General features: G+C 30.1%; 19 protein-coding genes and 1 other RNA gene. 12 read left to right on the top strand and 8 right to left on the bottom strand.

Annotation, left to right across the window (positions count from 1 at the left end; genetic code table 4):
* Positions 1–7: 7 nt before the first annotated feature.
* Positions 8–1,468 carry a DUF2179 domain-containing protein gene (locus NW238_RS00270; RefSeq protein WP_216505236.1) on the bottom strand — a complete coding sequence of 487 codons (1,461 nt, stop codon included), beginning with the start codon at positions 1,466–1,468 and terminating at the stop codon, positions 8–10.
* Between the two features lie 167 nt (positions 1,469–1,635).
* Between NW238_RS00270 and gyrB the strand changes: the two genes are divergently transcribed.
* The 3 genes from gyrB (at position 1,636) to smpB (ending at position 4,547) form a co-directional block, all read left to right on the top strand.
* The gene (gyrB, locus tag NW238_RS00265) at positions 1,636–3,564 is read left to right on the top strand and encodes a DNA topoisomerase (ATP-hydrolyzing) subunit B (RefSeq protein WP_216567739.1); all 1,929 of its coding nucleotides are present in this window, start codon (positions 1,636–1,638) and stop codon (positions 3,562–3,564) included.
* A 128-nt stretch (positions 3,565–3,692) separates the two neighbouring features.
* Entirely contained in the window at positions 3,693–4,007 is a 315-nt protein-coding gene (locus NW238_RS00260; protein WP_216505238.1) for a thioredoxin family protein, read from the top strand.
* Between the two features lie 96 nt (positions 4,008–4,103).
* Entirely contained in the window at positions 4,104–4,547 is a 444-nt protein-coding gene (smpB, locus tag NW238_RS00255; protein WP_216505240.1) for an SsrA-binding protein, read from the top strand.
* 21 nt (positions 4,548–4,568) lie between these two features.
* Here smpB and NW238_RS00250 read toward each other — a convergent pair whose 3' ends face one another.
* Positions 4,569–5,549 carry a LacI family DNA-binding transcriptional regulator gene (locus NW238_RS00250; RefSeq protein ID WP_216505241.1) on the bottom strand — a complete coding sequence of 327 codons (981 nt, stop codon included), beginning with the start codon at positions 5,547–5,549 and terminating at the stop codon, positions 4,569–4,571.
* 45 nt (positions 5,550–5,594) lie between these two features.
* On the opposite strand from NW238_RS00250, the gene ffs reads away from it, so the two are divergent.
* Positions 5,595–5,691, top strand: an RNA gene (ffs, locus tag NW238_RS00245) — signal recognition particle sRNA small type.
* A 41-nt stretch (positions 5,692–5,732) separates the two neighbouring features.
* On the opposite strand, the gene rsmD is transcribed toward ffs, so the two are convergent.
* The gene (gene rsmD, locus NW238_RS00240; protein WP_258451602.1) at positions 5,733–6,281 is read right to left on the bottom strand and encodes a 16S rRNA (guanine(966)-N(2))-methyltransferase RsmD; all 549 of its coding nucleotides are present in this window, start codon (positions 6,279–6,281) and stop codon (positions 5,733–5,735) included.
* Positions 6,282–6,328: 47 nt separating this feature from the next.
* On the opposite strand from rsmD, the gene def reads away from it, so the two are divergent.
* The 8 genes from def to NW238_RS00200 all read left to right on the top strand — a co-directional run bounded on the left by def (position 6,329) and on the right by NW238_RS00200 (position 19,557).
* Positions 6,329–6,901 carry a peptide deformylase gene (def, locus tag NW238_RS00235; protein WP_216505244.1) on the top strand — a complete coding sequence of 191 codons (573 nt, stop codon included), beginning with the start codon at positions 6,329–6,331 and terminating at the stop codon, positions 6,899–6,901.
* 100 nt (positions 6,902–7,001) lie between these two features.
* Entirely contained in the window at positions 7,002–8,132 is a 1,131-nt protein-coding gene (locus tag NW238_RS00230; protein WP_258451601.1) for a CvpA family protein, read from the top strand.
* A gap of 52 nt (positions 8,133–8,184) precedes the next feature.
* A complete protein-coding gene (locus NW238_RS00225; RefSeq protein ID WP_216505246.1) occupies positions 8,185–10,338 on the top strand; it encodes a helix-hairpin-helix domain-containing protein in 2,154 nt (717 codons plus the stop codon).
* Positions 10,339–10,418: 80 nt separating this feature from the next.
* Entirely contained in the window at positions 10,419–13,328 is a 2,910-nt protein-coding gene (gene dnaE / locus NW238_RS00220) for a DNA polymerase III subunit alpha (protein ID WP_216505251.1), read from the top strand.
* Between the two features lie 14 nt (positions 13,329–13,342).
* Positions 13,343–14,212: a 5'-3' exonuclease gene (locus tag NW238_RS00215; protein ID WP_258451600.1), complete on the top strand. Its 870-nt coding sequence runs from the start codon at positions 13,343–13,345 to the stop codon at positions 14,210–14,212.
* A gap of 144 nt (positions 14,213–14,356) precedes the next feature.
* A complete protein-coding gene (locus NW238_RS00210) occupies positions 14,357–16,420 on the top strand; it encodes a hypothetical protein (protein WP_258451599.1) in 2,064 nt (687 codons plus the stop codon).
* A gap of 269 nt (positions 16,421–16,689) precedes the next feature.
* Entirely contained in the window at positions 16,690–17,829 is a 1,140-nt protein-coding gene (locus NW238_RS00205) for a hypothetical protein (RefSeq protein WP_258451598.1), read from the top strand.
* A gap of 126 nt (positions 17,830–17,955) precedes the next feature.
* Positions 17,956–19,557: an endonuclease/exonuclease/phosphatase family protein gene (locus NW238_RS00200; protein WP_258451597.1), complete on the top strand. Its 1,602-nt coding sequence runs from the start codon at positions 17,956–17,958 to the stop codon at positions 19,555–19,557.
* Between the two features lie 31 nt (positions 19,558–19,588).
* Here the strand turns inward: NW238_RS00200 and NW238_RS00195 are convergent, their stop codons facing one another.
* Genes NW238_RS00195 through NW238_RS00175 form a run of 5 tightly spaced genes read right to left on the bottom strand, consistent with a single transcriptional unit; the run spans position 19,589 to position 24,346 of the window.
* A complete protein-coding gene (locus NW238_RS00195) occupies positions 19,589–20,101 on the bottom strand; it encodes an adenine phosphoribosyltransferase (protein ID WP_258451596.1) in 513 nt (170 codons plus the stop codon).
* Positions 20,102–20,112: 11 nt separating this feature from the next.
* Positions 20,113–21,915 carry a translation initiation factor IF-2 gene (gene infB, locus NW238_RS00190; protein WP_216567760.1) on the bottom strand — a complete coding sequence of 601 codons (1,803 nt, stop codon included), beginning with the start codon at positions 21,913–21,915 and terminating at the stop codon, positions 20,113–20,115.
* Positions 21,894–22,175: a YlxR family protein gene (locus NW238_RS00185; RefSeq protein WP_216505257.1), complete on the bottom strand. Its 282-nt coding sequence runs from the start codon at positions 22,173–22,175 to the stop codon at positions 21,894–21,896. The genes infB and NW238_RS00185 overlap by 22 nt, the downstream gene beginning before the upstream one ends.
* Positions 22,176–22,178: 3 nt before the next feature.
* Positions 22,179–23,816, bottom strand: a complete 1,638-nt coding sequence (locus NW238_RS00180; RefSeq protein WP_216505258.1) for a hypothetical protein — start codon at positions 23,814–23,816, stop codon at positions 22,179–22,181.
* 8 nt (positions 23,817–23,824) lie between these two features.
* Positions 23,825–24,346: an LSm family protein gene (locus NW238_RS00175; RefSeq protein ID WP_216505259.1), complete on the bottom strand. Its 522-nt coding sequence runs from the start codon at positions 24,344–24,346 to the stop codon at positions 23,825–23,827.
* Positions 24,347–24,375: the final 29 nt, after the last annotated feature.

Here is a 24,375-nt window from a genome sequence, read left to right as displayed (position 1 = left end):
CACCACTTTAAAATTTACTGTCAGGGATATATAATCTACCATCAACTGATGATACATTCGAAACTGTAATCAATGCATTTTCGTCAACTGCACGTATCTTTTTAATTAAACGTGGAACTTGTTTGTATAGGGTAATTGATGATAATACCTTAGTTTTTGAACCTGAGTAACCACCTTCACCAACTGTGACTGTAAAACTATTAATTGTTTTTTGATCGCCAATAATTGCAGCTTTAATTGCCGACATATGAGGTGAATAAACTTTACATTGAACAATTTTAAATCTTGGGAATAATTTATTCAATGCAAATACAAACACAAAGTTTGAGATTAGAGTTGAAACAAAGTTAGGTGAGAAATACATTGCTGGAGACCAACTTAATTCCTTAAATTGTTGCAACGTTTCAATAATTCTTCCTTTTTCAAAATCAGTAAGGTTTATTTTGTTGGTTTCGAATCATGTTTCCATATTTTTGAAGAAATCGCTGTTCATGATTGATGCTGTGTCAGTTGCAGAAATACCTTTGGCAAATGAATTAATCAATAAGCTTCCCGGTAGGTATGAACCGATTGCAACCGCAACAACCAAAATGCCTAGATTAATGTACCCATTAATTGTTCCAAAGTTTTTTTGTTTAACGACAGACATGTATTCACCAATAATTCCTGTAACACCTGCTGAACCACCAATGATAGCAATTACAGCAAAGAAAAATGCTAATAGGAACCCATAAACAACACCAAAAATAATTTGTGCTATGACGTTACCTGCGTCATTTCAGCTTAAAGGAATTAATTGTCACATTTGATCTTTTCCAGATCAATATTCGCTTGAAATATAATTCTTTAATTCATCGGGGATATCACTGTGTGAAAAGTTTCCGATAATGTATAACTTATCTGAACCAGGAATTTGTCCAACAGCAAACGAAACAAGGCTAGACACCACCAAGAATAGTAATGTAAGCATTGTAAATACCTTTCCGGTCTTTTTCCATCCGAAAATAAAAATTGGGATAGATAAAATAATATATAAGATTCAGAATAAGGCGTGGTCAATAACATTGTAAATTGCCGGAGTAATATTTGGGTTATTTCTAAGCAAAACGTTAGTAATTCTAGCAGTTGCTTGACCAAATGCAGCTGCTCCGAAGTTATAAATACCTGGGTTTTTAACTAAAAACACACTAATAATCCCAAAAACTATTGCAAAACCAGATGTAATTAACATAAGTTTTCACATTGGCATTGGCGCATAAAATCTTGAAAGTCTTAGTACAAAGTTAGATAATTTTGTGTATTTATATTTTGTGTTTTTACGTTCAACAGTTTTTGAAACCGGACTATCAGGTTCTTGCGTAAAAATATCAACATTTTGAACATGATTTTTAGTTTCAGAAGCAATAAATTCTTTTTGGTTTTTGCTTTCTTCACTGGTAAACTCACTCTTTTTTTCAGAATTTTTCATTTTTTTCTCCTTTCATGAGTAATTTGAATAAAAAAACTGCACTAAAAAAATTTAGTTACACCTTAATGTATTAATTATAAATTATTTTTTACAAAATTCAAAACATATATAATTACAATATAGTATTTAATATTAATATATATAAAAGACATTAAGAAGGAGAAACAATGAGCGAAACAAAAGAATATGGCGCCTCGAATATTAAGGTTCTAAAAGGTTTAGATCCTGTAAGAGTACGTCCGGGAATGTACATCGGTTCAACGGGTCCAAGAGGTTTACACCACTTAATTTGAGAAATCGTCGACAACTCAGTTGATGAATGTATGGCAGGTTATGCCGATAAAGTAACAATAACATTAACTAATGACGGATACGTAGAAATTGAAGATAATGGTAGAGGTATACCAACTGACCCACACCCAGAGACTGGTTTATCTACTGTAGAAACTGTTTTAACCGTACTACATGCTGGTGGTAAATTTGACTCAGATAGCTATAAAGTTTCAGGTGGACTTCACGGTGTAGGTGCTTCGGTCGTAAATGCATTGAGTGATGATTTTCATGTATGAGTAAAACGCAATGGCAAATTACATTATGCACACTTCCAAAATGGTGGACATATTGCTCAGCATTTAACAGCGATTGATTCTGTTGAAACTGATGATACTGGTACTAAAGTTAAATTTCACCCAGATTTCACCATAATGGATCAACACCCATTTGATAAAAACGTTGTTGTTGACCACGCAAAACAAATAGCTTATCTAAACCGTGGACTTAAAATAAGCGTAATTGACCAAAGAGATAACAGCAATATTGAATTCCATTTTGAAGGTGGGATTGTTGACTACGTTAAAGAATTGAATAAAGGTCAAAAATTAATTCACCCAGAAGTAATATATGCCGAGGGTGAATATTCACACGGTGATGAACCTGCGGTTGCTGTTGAAGTCGCTGTACAATATAACGAAAAAATCACAAGTAATGTTGTAAGTTACGCAAATAACATAATTACAGTTGAAGGTGGAACTCATGAATTAGGTTTCTATGATGCTCTTGTACGTTTAATTAATAATTACGCAACTATTAATTCATTTATTAAATCTGAAGATGAAAAATTTACTCGGGACGACGTTAAAGAGGGTATTGTTGCAATTATTTCAATTAAACACACCGAACCTGTCTTTGAAGGTCAAACAAAAGGAAAACTAGGAAATAAAGATGCACGTGGAGCTGTTAATAAAGTATTCAGTGAATCTTTAGAACGTTTTTTAAATGAAAATCCTAATGAAGCTAAATTATTAATTCAAAAAGTTTTAGCTGCAAGAAGATCTAGATTAGCTGGTCAAGCAGCAAGAGATGCCGCTCGTCGTAAAACTGTATTTGATTCGGGTTCTTTACCAGGTAAATTAGCCGATTGTTCATCAAAGAATGCCGAAATCAGTGAATTATACATTGTCGAAGGTAATTCGGCCGGTGGTTCAGCCAAAAATGGACGCAACAGAGAAACACAAGCCATTTTACCTCTACGTGGTAAGGTTATAAATGTTGAAAAAAATACACCAAGCAAGGTGTTTGCTAATGCTGAAATTCTATCATTAATTTCTGCGTTAGGAACTGGAGTTGGCGAAGAATTCAATATTAATAAATTAAGATACCATAAAATTGTTATTATGACTGATGCTGACGTGGATGGTTCGCATATTAGAACGTTATTATTAACATTCTTCTATCGTTACTTTAGACCTCTAATTGAATATGGTTTTATTTACATCGCTCAACCACCATTATTTAGACTTCAACAAGGCAAAACTATTAAATATGTTTATACAGATCAAGAAAAAGAAGAACTAATGGCACAAATGAACAATGGACAAAAAATCACCATTCAACGTTATAAAGGTCTTGGTGAAATGGATGCTGAGCAACTATGAGAAACAACAATGGACCCTGATAATAGAAAAATGTTGCAGGTCCAAATAGCTGATGCCGCTCGTGCTGACTGAACATTCACAACTTTAATGGGGGATGAAGTTTTTCCACGTCGTGAATTTATCGAAGAAAATGCCAAGTATGTTAAAAATATTGATTTATAATCTACTTAAAAAGCAGTCTGACTGCTTTTTTTCATTAAATTTCAAAAAAATTAAAAAAAGCAGTTTTTTATACTGATAAATAAAGTTTTTATATTAAAATAACGATATAAATTTAGAAAGGAATTAATATGTTATACGAAATTACAGAACAAGAATATTTAGAAAATATTCAAGGTAAACACGAAAAACCTTACATTTTAGTTTTTCACGCGGTATGATGCCCACCATGTAGAAATTTTAAATTTTCATTAGAAGAATTAGCTAAAAATGATGGTGTTGATGTATATCGTGTTGATGTAGATGCTAATAAACAACTTTCTCAAGAGTTCGCTGTTAGAAATTTACCAACTTGATTTGTTTTCAACAAAAATGAAGTTGTAGAGCACGTTACAGGATACCACACATACGAAGAATTAGCTAACATTGTTAAAAAATACTTATAGAAATCGAGACAATATCGTACTCGATTTTTTATTTTTCAAATATGTATTTTGTTTATTATGACAAAAATACTGCCTAATTGTTATAATTTCACTACTATGAAAATTATAAGCGATAACAGAAAAGGACTACACGGTAACACGATACACGAAAAATATGAGGCTGGAATGGTCTTACAAGGTTGAGAAGTGAAATCAGCTCGAGCCGGAACTGTACAATTGACAAATTCATATTGTTTTTTCAAAAACAATGAACTTTATTTAAGTAATGCCACTTTTAAACAATTTATGTTAGTTAAATGTGATGAAACGCAAGATCGAAAATTGTTAATGCACCGTAATGAATTACTTAGACTTCAAAACAAAAAAGAAAGAATGGGTAATGCAACAATAATACCGACAAAAATCTATTTTAATAATCAATCAAGAATAAAAATTGAAATTGCTTTGGTAACAGGAATGAATAAAGCCGATAAGAGAGAAGCTATCAAAAAAAGAGATAACGATCGCTATCTTCAAAAAGTTCTTAAAAATTTTAAATAATAAAAATGCCCGTTGGGCATTTTATTTTTGTGTAATAATCATTGGTTTGAATAAATTTGTTATTGTGTCACCTTGGGTAAAGGTGTCATTGAATTTAGCCATTTCGGTGTCAAATATCATTTTTTCTATTTGTTCGCCTATTTTGCGGTAATCAATAAAAATTTTAGTTTTATATTTTTTTTGAGTGTCATAAATAGATTGAAAACCAATGTCCGTTAATCTTAGTTGGTTGTCGTTAGAAGACACCAGGTTAATGAAAGTTTCATGTGTTGAACAAACAACATTTGAGTGTTTGTTATCAATTAGAAATTTTTGGAATCTTTGTAATTCGTGTATTTTTTTATTTTCAACAAAATAACGTTCATATTGAATCTTCATTTTATCGCAGGCCTTCTGGAAGCCTGAAAATCTTAGTTCTCTTTGTCTTGGAGATAGCTTATTATCATCAGCATATATAACTTGTTGATTTGGTTCAATATAATCAGAAAACGTTTTTGTAACAGAATAAAAAGCATTTTCAACATCAACATCAACTCAATTAACGCCATCAATTTGTTCGCCGTATACGACCGTTATAGAGTCAAATACTTGTTCTCTGATAAATTTAATAATTTGTTCATTTTCAGTTTTAGGTAAAAAGAAAACAATCGCGTTAGGTTTTCACGCCATACAATATTTAATAGTTTCGATATATTCCTCTTGTTCGGGAGCAGAGTGAGTAATGAATACTTTTTTATTACGTCTTTTTGCTCCTTGTTCAATACCATTCATGATATGGGTATATGAATTTTCATACCACTCAGGAACAATGATGAATATCGAACGACTTCTTCCTTTTATCAGTCTCGCACCATTGTTTGGGTAATAACCATGTTCTTTAACTACTTTATCAATTTTAGCTCTTGTTTTTTTACTTACGTAGCCACCATTATAATAGCGACTAACAGTACTAATAGAAACTTTTGCTAATTTTGATATATCTTTATATGAAAAACTTCTCATATTTAAATTATATAAAATTTAAGGATATATTTTTTTAGTTTATAATAATTAAGTCAATGGAACAATAACCTTGTAACCTGGTCAGGGCGGGAACGCAGCAGCCACATCAAGAAGTGTTGTGTCTGTTGACTTTTTGTATTGAATTACCAGTAGTTTTGGGAACATGTTTTTAAACGGATATTTTTAAATGTTATTTGAAACAAAGAGAATTGTCGTTTTTCCATATTGTTTGGTTTTCTGGATTAGCATTTTTTCTGGAATAACAATTCTATTAATATCATCAGTTTCTATGACTAAATAACCTAAATCATTTAAAAATTTATTAGTTGAAATTAGTTCTAAGCATTGATTTAATAAATCGTATTCTTGATATGGAGGGTCTATAAAAATGAAATCAAAATTACGTCCTGTTTTTGTTTTTAAAAACTCTGTTGCACTCATTTTAAAGACTTCAGCATTATGTATTTTTAAATTATCCAAATTTGTATTTATTGTTTGTATAGCTTCTTTATTTATATCAACAAAATATGCTTTCATTGCATTATTACTTAAAGATTCAATACCCATAGCACCACTGCCCGCAAATAAATCAAGAATTAAAGTGCCTTCTAATTCAAATCTTAACGAATTAAAGATTGCTTCTCTAATACTATCTTTTGTTGGTCTAGTTAACTCTGTTTTCGGTTGTTGTATTAACAATCTGCGATATTTCCCCGAAATTATTCTTAACATTTTTCACCTCATAAAATATTGTTTATTTATGGTATTATAATTAAACTATGAAATACAACGTAAAATTAGTTAAATTACCCAGCAAAGTTCTTAGAAAAAAATCTAAAGATATCCCAATCCCATTAAGACCCGAGGATATAGAATTGGCCGAAACTATGATTTATCATATTGATGATAGTCAAACCGAAGGAACAATGTTCCAGCCAGGTGTTGGTGTTGCTGCAGTTCAATATGGAATTTTAAAAAATATGTTTTATATAAACACCGCTGAAATAGACCCTTTGTTATTAAATAAACAACCAAATCAAATTAAAGATGTATTTATTAATCCTAAAATAATAGCAAAATCAGATTTTAAAATTTCATTAGAAGATGGCGAAGGTTGTCTTAGTGTAGGACGAAACATTGCTGGCCAAGAAGGTTATGTTTATAGAGCAAACAGAATAGTGTTCGAAGCTTATTCATATACACAAAAAAAGGTTGTGAGAATGGATCTTGAAGGATATTTAGCAATCGTTGCACAACATGAACTTGACCATCTTGAAGGAAAACTTTTTATTGATAGAATAAATAAAAAAAATCCGTGGAATGTGGAGCCAAACTCACGTTTGTTAACTTAATATTTTTAAAATTTCAGTATAAAGTACTGATTTTTTTATTTTTAAAATGATAGATTTTTAATTGCTATCGTAATATATTATTAAATAGTAAAATAAATCCATGGAAACTTTAAATAATTATTTTGAACCTGTAAAAAATATATTTAGTTCTGCTGATAAACCTACAATGGGTTTATTGCCAATTACAATATTTATTATTTTTTGCTTAATAGCTGCTTTATGAGGATATTTCAAAGGAGTCTGATCCGCAATTACGATGCTAATTTTAACAATAATTGGTGCTGTTATAGCCTTTGCTATAGCACCAAAAATACATTGAGTTGAAAAAATTATAGATATAAGTAAGGAACCTTATAGTAATTATAAAGAAGAAATAATGGCTATAATCGCCGGTTTAAATCTCTTTGTGATACTAGCATTAATCCAAATCATCGCATTAATTATGACTGAAATTTCAATGAAAATTTCAAAATTAACAACTCGTCAACTAAAGAAAAGAAACAAGAAAACTTTATTAGTTAAAACATTAGGTTTAGTTGTAGCGCCACTATCAGCGTTACCTTTTGCGTCCGCCACAGTTAATATTTCCGGTATCTTCGGTTATAATAACAGACCAATTGAGATGAATGATGCGTTATTAGAAAAATTATCCCAAGGAAAAATTAAAGGATTATCTAGATACTTGCCGTTGGTGACTACCGCAATCAAAATTTCAATGGAAAAAGAAAACATACAAAATATTTCAAACATTAGCCAAACATTTACTAAATCTCCTAGTGCAGATTACAATAAAGAAACAAATACATTGACTATTACTCCATTTAGCAAAGAACCAACGCCTGAACAAATTCAATCTTTCAACTCAACAACAACCTTAATTTCAACTATTTTGGATGGTACTTCAAAAACTGAAGAATCTTATAATGTTTTTGTGAAAAGTATCGGGCATGTACCTGTTGATGAAGAACAAAAACAACAAGCCAAGCAAGCATTAAATGATTTTATTAAAAAAGTAAAAGATGAGGGCATCGACCCAACTAAAACCAAAGTAAACCTGAATTTAATTTCAAATGATTTAAAACCTATAGTAGCAAACTTAACAAAAGAGCAAAAAACTAAAGTTATAACCGAATTAACAAATCACTTCTTAGGAAGTGCTGATGAAGAAACAACAGCAATAGCTGTAGGCTTATTAGATTCATTAATAATTAATCCAAATGTGGCTGCTTAGCCGTATTTTTTAAAATAAAGAGTACAATATAGAAATTAGAAGTGAGGTGAAAATGAATATATCTATATCATATGTAGCAAAAAAATTAAACATAACCGAGGGACAAGTTGAAACAGTTTTAAATTTATTGGCTGATAATTCAACGGTTCCATTTATTGCGCGTTATCGTCAACAACAAACGGGTGGACTTGATGAAGAGGTAATTCAAAAAATAAATGATTTATATATTTATAATGTTGAATTAAACAAACGTAAAGAGGCAATTATAGAAATCCTTAAAGAGAAAGACCTTTTGACTAAAGATATTGAAAACAAACTGAAAAAAGCAGAAACTAAGTCAGAAGTAGAAAATATTTATGAGCCATTTAAGGTAGGTAAAAAAACTAAAGCTACCGAAGCAATTGCTTTAGGTTTAGAACCACTTGCTCTTGAAATAATGAATAATACAGATACAAAATATAATCCTTATCAAGATGCACAAAATTATTTAAATGACCGTGTACCAACTGTCGAGTTTGCTATTGAACAAGCTCAATATATAATTAGTCAAATAATTTCTCAGGATGCTTCAACAAGAGAATATGTAAAAAAACAACTTTGGAACTTTGGACAAATAATTACTAAAATTAAGAAAAATGCTGTTGATGAAAACCAAAACTTCAAACAATATTATGATTATTCAGAAAAAGTTAAAACCATTCCAAATCATAGAGTATTAGCAATATCTCGTGGAGAAAATAAAAAAATAATATCTTATGACATTAACTATAACGAAAATGTAATTTTATATACTTTGAACAATATCTATTTCAAAAACAAAAAAACAGGAAAAATTATTAGCGAAGCAATAAAAGATAGTTTAGACCGTCTAATTATCCCTTCAATTATTAGAGAAATTAAAGCTGATTTGTTTGCAAGAGCGGAAAAAGAAGCTGTTGAATTGTTTTCTAATAGCTTAGAAAGTATGCTATTATGGCCTGCAGTTAAAAATAAAACAGTACTGGCAATAGACCCTGCATATGTTAACGGTTGCAAGATTGCCGTAATCGATCCTCAAGGAAACTTTTTAACAAAAAATATTATCTATCCAACGCCTCCAAGAAATGAAAAAACAATTTCTACCAGAATAGTCAACCAGTTAATTGATAAATATAATGTTAATGTCATTGCAATTGGTAACGGTACTGGTTCACGTGAAACTGAAGAATTTATTTCTAATCTATTGAAAAATAGACCCAACAGCAAAAACGAAGACATTGCTTTTGTGGTTGTTTCAGAGGTCGGTGCATCTGTTTACTCAGCATCAAAAATCGCACAAGAGGAATTCCCTGATTTCAGTATTGAAGAACGTTCAGCAGTAAACATTGGCCGTAGATTTCAAGACCCATTGAATGAGTTGATTAAAATTGACCCCAAATCAATTGGTGTGGGACAATATCAACATGACGTAAATCAGAAAGACTTGTCTAAAGCCTTGGGTTTTAAAATTGATAAAGTTGTTAACAAAGTAGGTGTAGATTTAAATACTGCTTCAAAAACTATTCTTACATACATTTCTGGATTAAGTGAAAAGATGGCAGAAAATATCATCGAATATAGAAATGAGATTAAAAAATTTAAGAACAGAAACGAATTAAAGAAAGTTAAAGGGATTGGACCAAAAGCTTTTGAACAAAGTATCGGGTTTTTAAGAATTCATGATTCTAAGAATTTCTTTGACAGAACATCAATTCACCCAGAGTCATACAAATTAGCTAGTGAAATATGTGATTACTTAGCAATAGATTTTGATGATATTGATGTTAAAACACTAGAAAATCAAAATATTGAAGAACTAGCAAAAAAATTCAATTCTAATGTTTATGATGTGTCATTGATTATTGAATCGCTTAAAAACCCCACTAAAGACATTCGCGACGAAAAAGACGGATATATTTTGAAGAAAGACGTCTTAAAAGCAGAAGATGTGGCGAAAGGTATGATTATAGACGGAAGTGTACAAAGTGTTACTGACTTCGGCGTATTTGTATATATCGGAATTAAACAAAATGTATTGATTCACATTAGCAATATGAAAAAACATCCAAAACATTTTGTTAAATCTCCAACCGACATTGTTAAAGTCGGAGATAACATTAAAGTTGAAATTATTGATAATGATTTAGAACGTGGCCGCATCCAAGGAAAATTAATTTATGAAGACTAATTAAGCCGGATAAAACCTGCTTTTTTTATACTTTTTTCCTTATTTTGAATTCTTTTAAAATAATTAAGTATGATATTAATATGAATAAATATACTAACTTATACAATACAACTGAATATACTTTTTTAGATTCAATAATTAGAGTTGATGACTTGGTTCGTTTAAGCAAAGAGCACGGATTAAATGCTGTCGCTTTAACAGATCATAATAATTTATTTGGTCTTGGTGCTTTTCTTAAAAGTTGCCAAAAATATGATATTAAACCTATTATTGGAGTTGACTTAGATGTGGATGAATACAGATTTATTTTACTTGCTAAAAACTATAAAGGTTTCCAAAAAATCAATTCTTTAATACTCAAAAAATCAAAAAATGTAATAATAAATATTAATGAAATCATTGATGAAAATGTGTTTATCATAGATCACCCTAAATTAGGTTATTATGCTAAAACAGGGAAAATGGATTTAATTGACAGTGATAGTTATTATGTAAATTCATATGATACTTCTATTAAGAATGGTATTATAACTAAAACCAACAAACTCTTATATCTAAAAGATAATGACACGCTAAATATCGTTCAGAAATTGTCGAATAATACTGAAAATAAGTTCACAAACGACTATTTTGATAATTCAGTGACCGATAGCATAATAATAGATAGAATTAACTTCATTATTGATAATTGCAATTTTAAATTACCATCAAAAAAGCTTAATTTAGCAGACTTTAACAACAATAACGAAGAAGATAACGAAAAAATGTTAATTAAATTATTGAATGAGGGTCTAACAAGAATTTCACATGAGTTACCCAAAAATAAAGATCTTTGACGAGCAAGACTTGCTTATGAATTTGAAACAATAAAATCATTGGGTTTTATAAATTATTTTCTAATAATTCAAGATCTTGTCAATTGAGCAAAAAATAATAATATTGCAATTGGTCCTGGACGTGGAAGTGCTGCCGGGTCATTCATTTCTTATTTATTAAATATTACATCTATAAACCCTTTAAAATATGATTTATTATTTGAACGCTTTTTGAATCCTCAAAGAGTATCATGGCCTGATATTGACATAGATATTCAAGATGACAGAAGAATGGAAGTTTTTGAATATCTTAAAAATAAATACGGAAATGAAAACGTTGCATTAATCTCAACATTTCAAACTCTTGGTGCTAAAATGGCGATTAGAGATGTGGGGAGGGTGTTGGGAATTAGTTTAGTTACAATTAATGCGATATCAAAAACTTTAAGCGCTAGTGAAACATTAACTGAAGCAATGCAAGGTAATGTTAAATTTAAGTTAGCTATTGAGCAATACCCAGAATTATTAGAACACGCATTAAAAATAGAGGGGCTGCCGCGTCAACAGAGTTATCACCCAGCGGGGTTAATTATTTCTAAACAACCAATAATTTCTTATGCACCAGCTTCTTTAACAAATGACGGGAGTTATCAACAGGTTCAACTTACAATGGACTATACAGAACAATTTGGTTTATTAAAGATTGATTTGTTAGGGTTAAAGACCTTAACTGAGGTTCAGAACATGGAATATTTCATTCCTGAAAAAGAATGATTTGATAATTTGCTTGTTAACGACCCAGCTAAAATGGTATTAAATGACCAATTAACTTTTTTAAGATTAAACTTAGGTTACACCGAAGGGATATTTCAATTAGAATCTCCTGGAATGAAAAAAACTATTGCAACCGTTCAGTTAAATTCATTCGACGATTTATATGCAATTATTTCTCTTTTTAGACCGGGTCCTTTGAAATATATTAAAAACTATGCGCAAAATAAACAAGACACTGATTTAATAGAAAAAATACACCCAGTTTATGATGAAATATTGAGGCCAACATTCGGTATTATGGTGTATCAGGAACAAATTATGTTAATTGCGCAAAAAGTGGCTGGAATGAGTTTTGTAGAGGCTGATTTTTTAAGACGCGCCATTAGTAAAAAACACGAAGATGAAATTAAACAATATAAAGATAAATTTGTTCGGGGCGCTTTAGATAATGGTTTAGAAATTTCACAAATTAAAAAAATTTATAAGAACATTGAACAATTTGCAGAATATGGTTTCAATAAGTCTCACGCCGTATCTTATGCTTATCTAACAATGAAAATGGCTTATTACAAAACTTATTATCCTCTAATTTTTTATTCGGCATTAATTTCAAATAGTAGAGGAGCGCAAGATAAAATTGGAAAATATGTTGAAGAAATAAAAAAACAAAATTATATAGTTAACTCACCAAACATTTTGCACTCGCTTAATGCTTGTTTAATAAAAAATAATCAAATTTATCTACCTTTTGATTTGATAAAGGGATTTGGAAATGACGGAGTAAGCAAAATAATGAGTTCAATAAATGAATTGGGTCCATTTACAAACAATTTAAACGAAACTATACTAAGATTAAGATTTGCAGGTTTGACAGAGAATGCTTTAGATTTATTAGTTCGAGCAAATGTTTTTCGTGATTTTGGACACATGAAATTTATCGAAAATGCCGTAAAAAACCTTTTAGAATGTTTTAAACTAGTTTCAAACATAAACAATTGACCAGAAGCTAGAGAAAAATTAAACAAATCAGGCTATCTTTCAATGGTTCACGACGAAATCGAGAGAGATATAAATTATGAATCAACAAATGAAATTTCTCTTTTAGGAACATGTTATAACGCCCATCCCACAATAGAATACGAAAAACAATTTAAATACAAATTATCAACAATCCCTAATACCATTACAACTGAAATAGCTGTTCAGATTATCAGAAAAACAATATTGCCAGGAAAATCGTTTTTTGTAATTGAGGTTAGTGATTCAACAATGTCACACGCATTTTTCATCAGCAATAAAAATCAAAACTTGTGGTCTCCAGTAAACGTTGGTGATATTGTAAAAATAAAAATATCAAATAATCGTGGTAAATTAAGGTTACTCGAGTTTGGCATAATTTAAGGAGAACAATGAATATGGAAAAATTTTTATTAATCGATGGTAACTTTTTATTATTTCAATCATTTTACGCATCATATCACCCATCAAGAACTGTAATGAAAGATAAAAACGGAAACACAACAAATGGTGTCCATGTCTTCTTAATGACATTGCACAAAATTTTGGAATATATCAATCCAGAATACTTATTCATTGCTTTTGATGCTCATGGTAAAACACATAGACATGATTTATATGACGATTACAAAGCTGGGCGGACAAAAGCCCCTGAAATAATTTTTCAACAATTCACTATTATTAAAGATATTTTGACTAATTTGAATATAAAATGATTTGAGCAAGTAGGCGATGAAGCTGATGATTTGATAGCAACTCTTGCATCGATTAAAAATGTTAACAAATATATATATTCGAAAGACCAAGATTTATTGCAACTAATCAACCAAAATACAAATGTAATATACAAAAATAAAGATGGTAATTTTGATTTGTATACAAACGACAATTTTGAACAAATTCACAAAATAAAACCATCACAAATTCCAGATTTAAAAGGATTAGCAGGAGATAGTTCTGATAATATAAAAGGTGTCTTGGGTATTGGTAAAATTGGTGCGTTAAAATTAATAAATACATACGGTTCTATTGAAGGTATTTATCAAAATATTGAAAAAATAAAAGGTGTAACTAAACAAAAACTAATCGACGGTAAAAGCGATGCATTATTTTGCAAAAAACTAACTATATTAAATACAAACGTATCAATGAATACCGAATTATCATACTATTCATGCACTCAACTAAATGTTAACAAGGGACTTGAAGCGATGGAAAAATACAGTTTAAATACTGCATTTAGTAAATGATTATCATTTTTAAAATAAGAAGCTTTTTTAAATCTAGCTTCTTTTTTTACCGGAAAAACAGTATTTTTTTATCATTTTTTGCCATAAATATTCCCAAAATGCAATTTTAGATTACAAAAATGTAAAATTTAATTGTATTAAAAATATTGAAGAAGGAGAAATATGAATAAAAAAAGATTCGGCTTTCTAACATTGGCCGCAACATCAATAACTGCAATCCCTACAATTGCAGTTTCATGTAATAATGAGAAGGTTAAAAACTACGACCAACTTATTGAAATTACAGTTAATCCAGAAATTAAACAATCTAAAGAGGCAAAAAATGTTATAAAAACAGATATTCAAATTAATAAAATTGAAGGTTTAAAAATTGAAGTTAAATCATTAGTTGCAAGTAATGTAACAAAAAGTAAGTTAATTGTTACATTAAACGTCACTGAAAAAACCGGAAAATCAATCGAGGTTATTAAAGAAATTGATGGGTTTAAAGTAACAAAAGTTTCAAACAACAATAATAGCACAGAACCTAATATTAACGAGGGGGGGGATAATACCCAAACGCCAACCCCTGATTCTAATTCACAAAAACCAAACCCTGATGCCAAAAAGGACGTCGAAAAGAAAGAAAATTCACAACAGGATAGTTTTGTTAAATCAATACGAATTGTAAAATCAGTTAAATCATCAGAATTTTTCAATAAAATTCAGGGAGATACAATTATTTTCTATGATTTTGGTAGACGTTCATTTTTTGATAAAGAATATGATAAATCAAATCAAGAGGCCAATAAAAATAGAGTTGAATTATTTCATTTAGAGAATTTTGTACCTGCTTTTGGCGTTAATGTGGCGCATCCTACTGATACAACAAAATCAATCAACAAGGCAATTTTATCAAAAGAGGGAAATAATTACTCACTGAAATTTAAATTTGGTCAATATGATTCAAAAACTAAAAACACCACTGTTTTTGACAAGGTGTACACAACTGTACCAGAATCTTTTGAATTTAGAACAAAAGAAGAATTGGATAACAAAATTGATACTCTAACTTTATCATACCCTGAAGCTAATACAATTATCGATAACCAAGCAACACAAGATAAACTAAAATTATCTGACGATAATGAAAAAATGGCTATTAAATCATTCGAAATTCAAAACGGACAGGGAAAAGTTAAGGTTTCATTTGTCATAACATCACAAATCGGTAAAGAAACATTAGAAAGCAAAATCAAAGAAGTAACTATTGATGGATTTAAAGTTGATGATTTTGAATCAAAATTAGTTGGAGTAACTCTTGATTATCCAGATAAACAAAACGTGACTATCAAAAATATTGATGTTACTAAATTTACATTATCTAAAGATAACGCTACATTCCAACTACCAGAAAATGCAAAAGTAGCTTGCAAAAAAGTTGAAAATAGTGAAAATAAATACAAAGGAACAATAACTATTGAAGCAACATTTACAAATGATGGTAAAAATATAGTGAAGACATACGATGTTAGTGGTTTTAAAACTGAACCATTTAACTTGCAAACATATGTTAATTCATTTGAGTCAGTAACTCTTGACCCTTCAATCAACAAGGACGAAACGTCAACAAACTCAATTACTAAAGATAGTTTCACACTTGGTGAATTTGATAAAAAAGCAGTAAATATTGAAATAACTGATGGAAAAATTAATGAAGCTAACACTTCAGAATATATCCTTAGTTTAACTTTCACCGATTTAGTAAATGAAGGCACCAATGCTTTAAAAAAGGAAATAACAATCAGCGGTTTTAAAGCGGGCGAAGAAATTAAACATTACTTAAATAAAAAAGTGGCTGAATTTGCCAAAGCACAAAAACTGTTTATTGTTGACAAAGAAGAAGTCAAAAAAAATACAGAGAATTTTAAAAATTATATAAGTCAAGAGAAAAAACCTTACATCAAAGTGGCTAACGGAGATATAATGTTTAATGTAAAATCTTTTAAAAAAAATAAAATTACTGGTATTAAAATCAATCCTGACTTGGGGGTTAATTCACTAACGCATGGTGGACGTACCACGTTTGTTGCTCCAACCGTTAATGCAGGATCAAATGTGAAAGGAATATCATTATCTATTGATGATAAAACCGGTGATGTAAAATTCCAATTTTGATTATACCTTGAAGGTGGCGGCATAGACGATGTTATGTATGAACAAGTTTTATTCAATACAAAAAAATAATTAATTAGCATTTGCAAATATTTAACTAACAACACAACATTATGTTGTGTTGTTTTTATATTACAAATAAGACATTTAATTGAATGAAACAAAATTTATTTGTGTTTTGCTTAATTAAAAAACATAAATCAAGTCATTATATTAACCAAAATTATCGCTTTTAATGCAATATTCAAACTTTTGAGAAATTCATACTAAAATAAATTAAAAAATAGTAAGCAATTACAAAAAATATGGAATAATCATTATTCAAATAATTAAGGAGAAATATGATTAAAAAGAAATTAAAATTATCGACATTAGGAACTATTAGTTTATTAACAACTTCGCTTGTTGCAACATCGTGCAATAACACAACAAACAAAAATTACCAAAAGTTAGTTAATGTTTCTGTAAAGCCAGAAATAAAAAAATCTAAGGAAGCAAAAGATGTCTTAACTGGTGATATCATTATCGAACAATTAGAAGGAGTAACTATTGAAGTTACGTCAGTTACTCCAAGCAACTTATTCAAAGATAAATTAATAATTAATTTAGTGCTCACTGAAGAAAATGGTAAGTCTGTCGAAATAATTAAAGAAATTAATGGATTTAAAATTCCTAAAATTTCAACAAAAAATCAAACCGAAGAAGCAAACGATGAAACTCGAGAAAATACAGAATTAAATAATAAGCAAGAGGAATCTAAACTTAATGACGTTAATGAATCTAAAGGTGAAAAATTTAACTTGCAAACATATGTTAATTCATTTGAGTCAGTAACTCTTGACGATTCAATCAAGAAGGACGCAACGCCAACAAGTTCAATCACTAAAGAAAATTTTGTACTTGGTGAATTTGATAAAAAAATTGTGAATGTTGAAATTACTGATGGAAGAATTAACGAAGCCAACGCATCTGAATATATCATTACATTAACTTTTAAAGATTTGGTGAATGAAGGTATTAATCCTTTAACAAAGGATATTACATTTGGCGGTTTTAAAGTTGATGAACAAATTAAACATTATTCAAATGAAAAAATTGCAAAATTAGCTAAAGAGCAAAAGCTATTTGTTATTGACTCTGCCAAAATTAAAGATAATTTAGAAAACTTTGAAAAAGCAGTAAAGGGTAAAAAACCATTAATAAAAGTAATAGATAATAAAATTACTTATGTTGATACCACAATCAAAGATAATATAGTGGGTATTTCATTAAATCCTGACCTAGAAGTTAATTCATTAACACACGGTGGGAGAAATAAAGGTACATATGTTAAACCTTATCCAAGAGTTGGTAATTATGGTGGAATCAGAATTGTTAAAGACGAAAACGGGTCATTCAAACTTCAATTTAATTTAATTCTTGAGGACCATGTCACAGTTGATGATGTGGTATATGAGCAATTTTTATTTACAATTAATTAACAAATAATATGTAAAATAAAACAACACTTTTTCTCTCTTTTTACATCGTTTTGAGATGTAAAAAATAATTAGAATTAGGGGGCCTTTATTTAGCTCTTATAAAATATAAAGGTTTATAATATAAATATGAAAAAACATCTTAAAAATATAATACTTTTAAACGCTATGATTACTCCAATCATGGGGGTTTCAAGCGCTTGTTCATTTCAAAATAATTCAAGAAATAATCTTGAATTAAAACTAACATTGAAAAAAAATGTTTTAATTGACCCAACTGATACTGACTATAATAAATATTTCGATTTTAATGGTAGTGACCTTGGATATGAATATCTTATAATTAATCGAGTTGAAAATAACAATCAAATAATTTTCACATATGAAGTAATTGAAAAAGATAAGGTTCTTGTTATTAAAAACCTTATTATTGATAACAAATATGTTAAATCTCCATCTATAAACAAAGATAATACCAAAACACCTAATAACAATCAAATAATTGGTAATATCGATGACCCCGATTGAACCCCGGATGGTGAAAACTGGATTGATGAAACAATCATCTCAGACAATAGTGCATCAAATATTAATGACGACATTACAACGGAAAACAATTTCATACCTAAACGTGATTCTAATAAAGATAATTCTATCGTTGAAAATGAAGAAAATATTCCTAGCCCAATAAAACAACAAGATCATCGTTCCGCACAAAAAACTTCTAATGATAGATTACGAATAGCATTATGAAACGTCGCTAATTTTGGAGATAAAGCCAGTGAACCAAAACCTCAAGCAATAGCCTCAATAATATTTACTCAAAAGTATGATGTTGTAGGTTTAATTGAATTAGACTCAACAAAAGTGATATCTCGTCTTGTTAATTATTTAAATGTCTTAGAACAAAAAAATAACACTAATAATCTTTGAGATTTCATTTACAAAGAATTACCTGTTGATTCCAAAAAGAATATTAATGTTAATGGAGACAAAGCTGCTGCTTATATTTATAATAAGACTAAAGTTGTTCCTGAAATTTTGAATAATAGCCAAAACGGAATAATCTATGATAATTCAAATTTCCAAGTTTTCAAAGGCGCTCCAACACTAAATGCGTATTCAAGGGCACCGTATATTGGCAAATTTAGATCAAATGTTGAAGGATATAAAAACGTTAACTTTACACTAGCTATTTCTCATTTTGATGGGCCTGGCGTTAAAACAAAAATTGGCGAAGAGTCATTTAAAGGTATGGGTTCGAGGGAATATAACGAAGCAAAAAACATTAAAAACGTATTTGACTGAGTCAAAAAGCTTAATGGTAATGATGATGATTTAATTTTCATGGGTGATACTAACATTCCAAGCGGAAAAGAATCTATTGCGTTCGATTGAGTGAGTGAATACGGTGCTATTATGCCTTTAGGTGAAGGGGAAGAAGCATTGTCTTCACTAAAAACAGAATTTGGTAATTATGCAAATCCCTATGACAAAATAGTTCATAAATCAAATCTAAAATTTGAAAATGCCAAGGTTTATAAACTTTATAGTTTTGTTGATGATCCTAGCATATTCCAATGAGCAAAAATAACTTCATTAGATGATTGGGTAAAATATTATAAAAAATATAAAAGCTACTCATCAATGGATAGATACGTTTACAGCGGTGTCAGCGATCACTCTCCAATAAGTTATGATTTAATTTTAGATCCTAATGACCCCTATTAAAAAAACAGCCCAATTATAAAGGACTGTTTTTTTATACCTCGATTAAAGAAGTAATCTCAATACCGCTATCTTTAAATTTTTCACGGCCATTAAGATCTTTTAATTCTAATAAAAGAATAATTCGTTTGACAATTGCTCCTTGTTCTTCCAATAATGTAACAATTGCTTTAGTTGTGCCACCTGTTGCTAAAACATCATCAACAATAGCTACGGTTTGGCCAGGTTTAATGAAACCTTTTTGAATTTGTAAAACATTATTACCATATTCCAAAGAATAATTTTTACTGAATACTTCACCAGGTAATTTCCCAGGTTTACGCACCATAACAAAAGGTTTTTTTAAAAATGCTGCGGTAGGAGTACCAAACAAAAAACCGCGTGCATCAGGACCAACAATTATGTCGCAATCCTTAGCAATTTCTGACATCTTAGTAATTGTGTAATGTAATGCTTCACCATTACCTAAAAGAGGACTAATATCTTTAAAAATTATGCCTTCCTTTGGAAAATTAGGAACATCTCTAACGTATTTTTCTAAATTCATGATAAACCTCTCTAAATTGTAACAGCGACATCTTCAAAGAATTCCACAATATCGTCTTGTTTGATATCGTCAAATTTCTTAATTTTCATACCGAAGTCTTTTCCTTTTTCGACTTCTTTAACATCATTGATATCTCTTCTTAAGGTTTCAATTTTGCCATCGTGAATAAGTTTTCTATTTCTAAAAACTTTTACTTTGCTGCCAGCTTTTACAACACCTTCGTCTAACATTACACCAGCAATAGTACCGACTTTAGAATAGAAAAATGTTTTAATAACGTGTCCAGAACCAATCTTTTTCTCTTCATAAACAACTGCTTTCTCACCATCTAATCATGACTGCATATCTTCAATAACTTTAAAGACAACATCATAGAAAGCAATCTTAACGCCACTTTGTTTCGCACTTTGTTTAATATTTGAACTAGCTTTAATTCTGAAAGTAATGATTAAGGCATCAGATGTTTGAGCTAGTAATAAATCAGAATTTGAAACTTGTCCAGTTTGTGCTCCAATAACTTTGATTACCGCTTCATCATTACACATACCATCTAATTTAGATTTTAGAGCTTCAGAAGTTCCTTGAACATCCGACCGAATAATTACGTTTAATATTTTCTTGCCATCTTCGTCAGAAGTTTGAGCACGATTAAATAAATCAAATTTCTTATCCATTTGTTGTTTTTCTTGTGCTATTTTTTTAGCAAATTTTTCATCCTCAAAAGAAATAAATCTGTCTCCAGCTAACGGAGAGGTGTTTAAACCAGAAACAACAACAGGCATACCAGGAGTAGCGCTTTCTAATGTTTTACCGGTTGTTGACTTAATTGATTTTATTCTACCGTATGATGAACCAGCCACCATAAAGTCGCCTTTATATAAGGTTCCATTAGCAATAATTAAGGTAGCAACGACACCCACACCTTTATCAGCTCTTGATTCTAAAACAATTCCTGATGGGTAACGGTTTTTGTTCGCTTTTAAATCCATCAAATCTGAAAGAGTAATAATATTGTCTAATAATTCGTCAATACCTTCACCAGTTTTAGCTGATCCGGTAATCATTGGTACGTCTCCACCGTATTCTTCGATAATAACATCGTTTTCAGCTAATTCGCGTTTAACACGTTCTAAATCTTTAGTTTGTTTGTCTATTTTATTAACAAAAACAATCATTGGAGCATTAGCTGCTCTTGTATGTTGGATTGCTTCTTTTGTTTGTGGCATAACGCCATCATCGGCAGCAACAACTAGAATGACAATGTCGGTAACTTGAGCACCACGCGAACGCATTTCAGTAAATACTTCATGTCCAGGCGTATCAATAAATGTTATTGTGCCTTTATCATGAAATACTTGATATGCACCAACGTGTTGTGTGATACCACTAGATTCACTTTCGGCCACCTTGCTTTCACGAATATAATCCAATAGAGTTGTTTTACCATGGTCTACATGTCCCATAATTGTGATTACAGGAGGTCTTTTAGACAGCAATTTTTCGTCATCTATAAATTCGACAGTGTTTAAAAAGTTTGAAGCATCAACACTTTGTTCTTTTTTAAAGTCTAAATTTTGTTCTAAACATACCTCAGCAATTTCTTCTTCTTCAAGAATGTGGTTGATTTGGTACATTTTTCCTTTCATCATAAAACTTTTAATTAAGTCATTTGGGTTCATTCCAATTTTTGTAGCAAATTCCCCTAATGGAAGTGTATTTGTAAAAATAAACACACCGTTTTTGACTTCTGTTTTAATGTCGTTCAATTGAGCTTGAACGTCATCTTGATTTGTTAATCTATTCTTTTTAGACATTTTGCCTCCTTTAATTCTTTTTCGATTGCCTCATAAATGTTTTTAGTGACATTTGTGCGAAAACTTTTGTTTAATGCTTTTGTTTTTAAAATTAAATTTCAATTTTCATTGTTTGCAACAAAATAACAACCACGACCTTTTTTTGTTTTTTCAAGGTCAAGACTTATTATTCCGGTTTTCTTGTCATAGTCTACTCGCGTTAAACAATTGACAGGTAAAATTTGACCGGTTACAATACATTTTCTATTGGTATGGTTCATTTATTAATCTTCTCAATCCTCGTCATCTAAAAACTCATCTAGGTCGAACTCATCAAGTCCATAGCTTGATAAATCGTCATCAACCTTGAAATCTTTCAGGGCTTCTTTAACTTTTTTATAATCTTCAACATCATTTCTTACTTGATGTTGATTTTTGCTTTCTTCTTCTAATTGTTGTGCGATTTCATCAACTGTTTGAGGTTGTTCCGCCTTAATCTCTTCAGGTGTTGTGTGTTTTTTAAATAATTCCTCAAAATCTAGGTCAAAACTTGATGTATCAATGTCAGCAAATTCTTGTTCTTGAAAATTTAGCACGTCGGTATCAAATGAATCGGCACTAACTTTAATTTTGTCAAGGTCAACATCAAAGCCAAATGCTTTTTTGTTGTTTCTTGCATTTCTACGAATTGGACTTCTTTTTATTTCCTCTGCATTAGAATAGTCAAATTTAATTCCTTGTTCTAAAGCATCTTTTTCAGAAATGACATCTAAATTACATTTTGTTAAGTTTGAAGCTAACGATACATTAATCCCTCTACGACCAATAGCTGGTGTAAGCCCATCCTTAGCAACTATTACTCAGTAAACGTTGCGCGAAGGATTTTGGCCTTCTCCTGTTTTTTCAACAACATCGATAATTCTTGCTGGCGACATTGCATTTCTGATGAATTTCTTAGGATCTTCATCATATAGAATGACATCAATTTTTTCGCCAATTTCTTGATTAATAGCTGTAATTCTTTGCCCATTTGGACCAATAATTGAACCGAAAACATCAAAATCAGCAGGGGCCAACAAGCTAGCTTTAAATGCAACCTTAGTTCTTTCACCCGGTTGACGTACGGTTTCTACAATTTCGATAATACCTTCATTTATTTCTGGGATCGAACGTTTTAACAATTCTTCAACATTTTCCTTAGAATCCATCGAAACTTGCACTTGACTTAATTTCGCTTCTTCTTCCACACTCAAAATTGTTGCAAAGGCATATTGACCAGCTTTAATTTCTCTTCTTGAACTTATATGGTTTGATGGGAGATAAGCTGTTGTTGGCGCATCGTGTTCATCTGTAATCTGAACATTTCATGAACCATCAGCGTTTCTGGCATTAAATTGAATTCTAACTCTTTCGCCAATTTTATCTTTGAATGTTTCGAAAACTTTTTGTTTTCTAAGCGATGACATTCCTTGTTTAATTGACGAGTGAATGGTTTTTAACAAATTAGGGTATTTTGTATTTTTTACCGCTTCAGATAAACGTTCAAGATCCAATACACGTTCAACAGTATCTCCTTCTTCAAGAGATTTATCAATTGCTTTTGCATCAGAAAGTGAAATGTATGTGATGTGCATTAACAACACATCGCTTTCTCTACCAGGGGTCATACTTGAATTTATATACCCTTGAGCTTCCTCATCGCTAATTACAATCATTGATTTGATTACTGGTGTTAATGTTTGATTTTCTTCGTTTAAAATATATTCAACTTCTACTTCGGGGTCGATTTTAGATAAAATCTTTGTTGTTTCTTCACTGAATACATTGACAATATCACTCAAGTTTAGTTTTTGATTTTCTTCAAAAGATTTTACAATTTCGTAAAAGCTGTGTGACATACTAACTTTTTCTGTTTTTGACATAATAACTCCTAAAATTTAATGAATTTTTCAACACTTAAAATGTTTGATTTATCCACTTTAATTTTTCTTATATTTCCTTTTTGATTTCACTTAATAATAATATCTGCATCATTAAACTGTAATAATGTACAGATATATTCATTTACTTTGTTTTCAGTTTTATGAAGTTTTATTAATAAATTTTCACCAATATGATTATTTAATTCATTAACTTCATAACTCAAGTTAATACCAGGCGAATGAACTTCGAGGCCGTCAAAACGATCGATGTTTTCATTATCAAATCACTCATTTATTTTGCAACTTAGTTCATTAACTTTTTGCATATCTGTGTACTTTACAGTAACTTCCAGCAAAATAAATCCATCACTAGATGTTTCTTTGGCTGATAAAATATCATCACCAAATACTTCTTTTAGTTTTAAATCTCAATTCAAATTTTTCTCCTTAAAAACAACAAAGAGTTGCGGGCGCAACTCAATATTATTTGACTTGATGTTAACATTATATCACAATACGAAGTTTTTCATTTTTACTCATTAAATTTTATTCAACTTTT

It is taken from the genome of Mycoplasma zalophidermidis (assembly GCF_024742155.1).
GTDB classification, from domain to species: Bacteria; Bacillota_I; Bacilli_A; order Mycoplasmatales; family Metamycoplasmataceae; genus Mycoplasmopsis; species Mycoplasmopsis zalophidermidis.
This window is presented reverse-complemented; position numbering and strand designations above follow the sequence as displayed.